We start from the raw sequence: 5723 nt of genomic DNA, 5'->3' as shown, positions 1-5723 counted from the left end.
CCTACCGGTGAGGGCAGGACACGGCGGGCAGGTGTCTCGTCCTTCGGGATCAGCGGCACCAACGCCCACACCATCCTCGAAGAAGCACCCGCCGAGGCGCCCGTGCCCGAGGCCGGGCAGGACGACTCCGGTCCTCTGTGGGTGCTGTCCGGCCGTACGGAACCGGCTCTGCGCGCCCAGGCCACCGTGCTTCTCGACACCTTGGACGCCCTGGACGGCGCACCCACCCGGGACCTCGGCCGCGCCCTGGCCACCACCCGCAGCGCCCTCGACCACCGCGCAGCCGTCACCGCCGACACCCGTGCCGAGGCCCGGGTGGCGCTGACGGCGCTGAGCCGTGGCGAACCGCACTCCGCTCTGACCGTCGGCACGGCTCGCCCCGCCGACGGGCTCGCCTACCTCTTCACCGGGCAGGGCAGTCAACGTGTTGGGATGGGCAGCGAGTTGTACGCGGCCGAGCCGGTCTTCGCCGCCGCCCTGGACGAGGTGTGCGGGGAACTCGACACCTGCCGCGGCTCCGTGCCCGGCACCTCGCCGATCCGCGAGGTGATGTTCCACGACGCCGAGGCGCTCGGCCGGACCGAGAACACCCAGAGCGCCCTCTTCGCCCTCCAGGTCGCGCTGTTCCGGCTGCTGGAGCACCAGGGGCTGGCACCGGACGCCGTACTGGGCCACTCCATAGGCGAGTTCGCCGCCGCGCACGTCGCCGGGGTCCTCACCCTGCCCGACGCCTGCGCCCTGGTCACGGCGCGCGGCCGCCTCATGCAGGCTCTGCCGGCCGGCGGCATGATGATGGCCGTCCAGGCGTCACCGGACGAGGTCCGCGCGCGGCTGGAAGGCCGCGAGCACGAGGTGAGCATCGCCGCGGTCAACGGCCCCACCGCCGTCGTCATCTCCGGTGACGTCGAGGCCGTCGAGCAGATCGCCGCCGTGTTCGCCACCGACGGCCGCAAGACACGCCGGCTCGTCGTGAGTCACGCCTTCCACTCGCACCGCATGGACGGGATGCTCGACGCGTTCGGCACGGTCACGGCGGGAGTTCGGTACGCCGCGCCGCGCGTCACCATGGTGTCCACCGTCACCGGACGACCCGTCGACATCACCGCCGACTACTGGGTCCGGCAGGTGCGCCGGGAGGTGAGGCTGTCCGACGGCCTGGCCGCGCTGCGCGATCTGGGGATGCGGACGTTCCTCGAACTCGGCCCGGACGGTGTGCTGTCGGCACTGGGCCAGGAGTGCCTGGACGACGAGGCGACGGCGTTCGTGCCGGTGCTGCGCCGTGGCCGGTCCGAACGCCGCACTCTGGCCACCGCGCTCGGCGCCCTGCACGTCCGCGGCCGAAGCCCGGACTGGCATGCCGTGTTCGGCGCGGGGCGGAGGCCGGACCTGCCCACGTACGCCTTCCAGCGGGAACGCTACTGGCTGACCGCGAACGGCAGCCGGGGACCGGTTGGCCACCCGTTGCTCGGGCCCGCCGTGGAACTCGCCGCGTCCGGGCAGGCCGTGCTGACCGCCCGGCTCGGCCGCCGCACGCACCCCTGGCTCGCCGACCACACCGTTCTCGGCTCGGTGCTGCTGCCCGGTACCGCCTTCCTGGAGCTCGCCGCCCGGGCGGGAGCGCAGACCGGCGCGCCGAGGGTCGCCGAACTCACCCTGACGGCACCGCTGGTGCTCCCTGAGGACGGCAGCGCGGAGGTGCAGCTCGTCGTCGCGGCACCTGACGACGAGGGGCAGCGCGCCCTGACCGTGCACGCCCGCCCCCCGGCACCGGAGGGCACCACAGCGCCGTGGACCCTGCACGCCACCGGCCTTCTCGCACCGCATGCAGGGGCCTCCCCTGCCACCGCCGACTGGCCCGTCGCCGTGTCCGAACCGCTGCCCCTCGACGGCTGTTACGACGAACTGGCCGCGGCCGGGTACACCTACGGCCCCGTCTTCCGCGGCCTGCGCGCCGCCTGGCGGCACGGCGCGGACCTGCTCGCCGAGGTCGCCCTGCCGGCGTCCGTCACCGACGCGGCCTCCTACGGACTGCACCCGGCACTGCTGGACGCGGCCCTGCACCCGGTTGTCACGACCGCGCCGGGCGGTGCGGGCCGTCGTCTGCTGCCTTTCTCCTGGCGCGGGGTGTCCGTCCACCAGCCCGGCGCACGCACCGCTCGCGTCCTGATCACCGCCGGCGGGCCGGACGCGGTGGCGCTGACCCTGCTGGACGAGGCCGGCGCGGTGATCGCCGAGGTCGAGGAACTCCTTCTCCGCCCCGCCGGTGACGACCCCGTCGTACCCCGGTCGCTCCACCGCCTGGTCTGGAAGCCGGCCGGCGCGGACCGGCAGCCGCCGCCGGACGCCGCCGTACTCGGCACCGCCGACCTGGGCGTCGGCCCGCGCTACGCCGACCTCAGGGCACTGGGCGAGGCCCTCGACGCGGGACTGCCCGCCCCCTCGGTGGTCTTCGCACCGCTCGTGGATCTGTCGCCGGGCGGGAATTCGTCGCCGACCGTCGCCTCGTCACCGCTCATCGATCCGTCGCCGGCCGTGGACCTCGCGTACGGGGTGAACGGCGCCCGGTCCGCGGTGCATCGCGCGCTCGCTCTGCTTCAGGCGTGGCTGGCCGACGACCGGCTCGCGGAGTCCCGGCTGGTGCTGGTCACCCGGAGTGCCGTGGCCACGGCACCGGACGCGGACGTGACGTACCCCGCCGACGCGGCCGTATGGGGTCTGGCGCGGTCGGCGCAGACCGAACACCCCGGGCGCGTCGGCCTTCTGGACGTGGAGTGGGCCGCCGACTGCCGTGCCGCGCTGCCGCTGACCGGCTCGGAGTCACAACTCGCGGTGCGGGACGGCGCCTTGCTGGTACCCAGGCTCAGCCCCGCGACGGCCGACGGCGCCCTCGTCCCCCCGGCCGGGGCGACGGCCTGGCGGCTGGCGGTCCGCGAACGCGGGACGCTGGACCACCTCGTGCTCGACCCCTGCCCGGAAGCCCTGGCCCCGCTGGGCGACGGTGAGCTGCGCATCGCGGTGCGTGCCGCGGGCGTCAACTTCCGTGACGTACTGAACACCCTCGGTCTCTACCCCGGCGATCCCGGCCTGCTCGGCCTCGAAGGGTCCGGTGTGGTCACCGAGGTGGGGCCGGGCGTCACCGGCTTCGAGGTCGGTGACCGGGTGATGGGCCTGTTCTCCGGAGCGTTCGGCCCGGTGGCCGTGGCCGACCACCGGCGGGTCGCCGCCATGCCCGCCGCCTGGACGTACGTCCAGGCGGCATCCGCGCCCATCGTGTTCCTCACCGCCTACCACGGCCTGGTCGACCTGGCCGGTCTCGGCGCGGGCGAGCGCGTCCTGATCCACGCGGCGGCGGGTGGTGTCGGCATGGCCGCCGTCCAGCTGGCCCGGCATCTGGGGGCGGAGGTCTACGGCACGGCGAGTCCCGGCAAGTGGGGTGCGCTGCGTGCCCTCGGTCTGGACGACGTGCATCTGGCGTCGTCGCGCACCCTGGACTTCGAGACCGCGTTCGCCGCGGCCACCGAAGGGCGCGGCATGGACGTCGTACTGGACTCGCTCGCCGGTGGGTTCGTGGACGCCTCGCTGAGACTGCTGCCGCACGGTGGCCGTTTCGTGGAGATGGGCAAGACCGATGTGCGCGACCCACGGGAGGTCGCGGCCGGGTACCCCGGGGTCGACTACCGGTCCTTCGACCTGCTCCGAGCGCCCACCGATCGGATCACCGAACTGCTCGCCGAGGTGCTGCGGTTGCTGTCATCGGGTGCACTGGCTCCGCTGCCGGTCAGTGAGTGGGACGTGCGCCGGGCACCGGAGGCGTTCCGCTACGTCAGCCAGGCCCGGCACGTCGGCAAGGTGGTCCTCACCCTGCCGGTGGCCCTCGATCCGGCCCGTACGGTCCTGGTCACCGGTGCCACCGGCGCCCTCGGCGGACTCGTCGCCCGGCACCTGGTCACCGAGCACGGCGCCCGGCGTCTGCTGCTGGTCAGCCGCCGTGGCCCCGACGCGCCCGGAGCGACGGAACTCGTCGCGCAGCTGACGGGGTTGGGCGCCGAGGTCCACCTCGCGGCCTGCGACACGGCCGACCGCGAGGCGCTCGCGCACCTCCTGGCCGATGTACGGCTCACCGCGGTCGTACACGCTGCGGGGGTGCTCGACGACGGCGTGATCACCGCGCTCACGCCCGAACGCCTCGACACCGTCCTCGCGGCCAAGGCCACCGCGGCGTGGAACCTGCACGAGCTGACCGCCGGCCAGGATCTCGCGGCCTTCGTCCTCTTCTCCTCCGTCATGGGCGTCATCGGCGGGGCGGGGCAGGGCAACTACGCGGCTGCCAACGCCTGCCTGGACGCCCTCGCCCAGCACCGCAGGGCCCGTCGGCTTCCGGCTCTGTCCCTGGCCTGGGGACTGTGGGCGGACGCGGCGGAAGGGCCGGGCACCGACGGAGGCGCCGGCGCCAAGGGGGCGACCGGCGGTGCGGGGACGACCGGCGGTGCGGGAATGGCGGGCGCCCTGACCGAGGCCGACCGGGGGCGGCTCGCCAGGAGCGGCCTCTCCCCCATCGACCCGGCGGAAGGCCTGGCCCTGTTGGACGCGGCCCTCCGCATGGACAGCGCCGCACTCGTGCCCGCACACATCGACCGGGCCGCGCTCGGTGCGCTCGGCACCCGCCTTCCGGTCGTGCTCCGGGATCTGGCGCCGGTCGCGCCGCGCCCTGCCGACCCTCAGGTCACCGTCACCGCGGCGAAGTCCGCGTCCCTCCGCGACCGGCTCGCCGCGGTGAGCCGGGCCGAGCGGGACGAGATGCTGCTGGACCTCGTCCGGGTGCAGACCGCCGCCGTACTCGGCCGGTCCGAAGCGGCCGGCATTCCGGCCGACCGGCCCTTCAAGGACCTCGGCTGCGACTCACTCACCCTCGTCGAGCTGCGCAACAGGCTCCAGAGCGGCGCCGGACTCCGGCTGCCCGCCACCTTCCTCTTCAACTGCCCGACACCCCGGGCGGTCGTCGCCCACCTGCACGCCGAACTGGCACCGGCCGAAGCCGGAAACACCGGCTCGACCGCCTCGCCGACTACAACCGGCCTTGCCGAACTCGACCGGCTCGAAGCGGCGCTCGCCGCACTCGCGGACGGCTCCGACGACGACACCAGGGCCGAGATCATCCATCGGCTCCAGGCGCTGCTGGTCCGGGTACCGGCCCAGCGATCCCGGACCCACCACGACGACCTGACCACACGGGTCCAGTCGGCATCGGTCGATGAACTCTTCGCGTTCATCGACTCCGAGCTCTGACCCCCACCAGGGCCACACCGCACCTCACCTCACCGCACGGCACCACATCGCACCGCATCACATCTCGGCCGGGCGGCTCGCCGCGCTCCGTGGCATCCCGCCCGCCCCTCACCCTGCTCACTCGGTCCACTCCGCCCGGCGCGTCCGGGCACAGCTCGACAGCGGCGACGCAGGGTCCACGCACACAACGCACAGCGTCACGACGTCTACGGGGGCACCACCATCATGAGCACGAAGGACTACGACAAGCTGGTCGACTACCTCAAGCGCCTCACCGTCGACCTCCACGAGTCCCGCCAGCGGGTCCGCGAACTGGAGGACGGCACCAACGATCCGATAGCCATCGTCGGCATGGGCTGCCGTTTCCCGGGCGGGGTGGACTCGCCGGAGGGGCTGTGGCAGGTCGTCGCCCAGCAGCGCGACGTGATCTCCGGCTT

Annotated in this window: 2 protein-coding genes; both read left to right on the top strand. The window is 74.0% G+C overall.

From position 1 onward, the window contains the following. Positions 1–5286: type I polyketide synthase (locus tag AB0F03_RS37685; RefSeq protein WP_362000972.1), on the top strand; the 5286-nt coding region annotated here is incomplete at its 5' end. Between the two features lie 225 nt (positions 5287–5511). After that, positions 5512–5723: polyketide synthase docking domain-containing protein (locus AB0F03_RS37680; protein ID WP_362000969.1), on the top strand; the 212-nt coding region annotated here is incomplete at its 3' end.

The organism is Streptomyces sp. NPDC028722 (assembly GCF_040637655.1).
Taxonomy (GTDB): domain Bacteria; phylum Actinomycetota; class Actinomycetes; order Streptomycetales; family Streptomycetaceae; genus Streptomyces.
The sequence above is the reverse complement of the archived record's forward strand: the minus strand, read 5'-3'. Positions and strand labels throughout refer to the sequence as shown.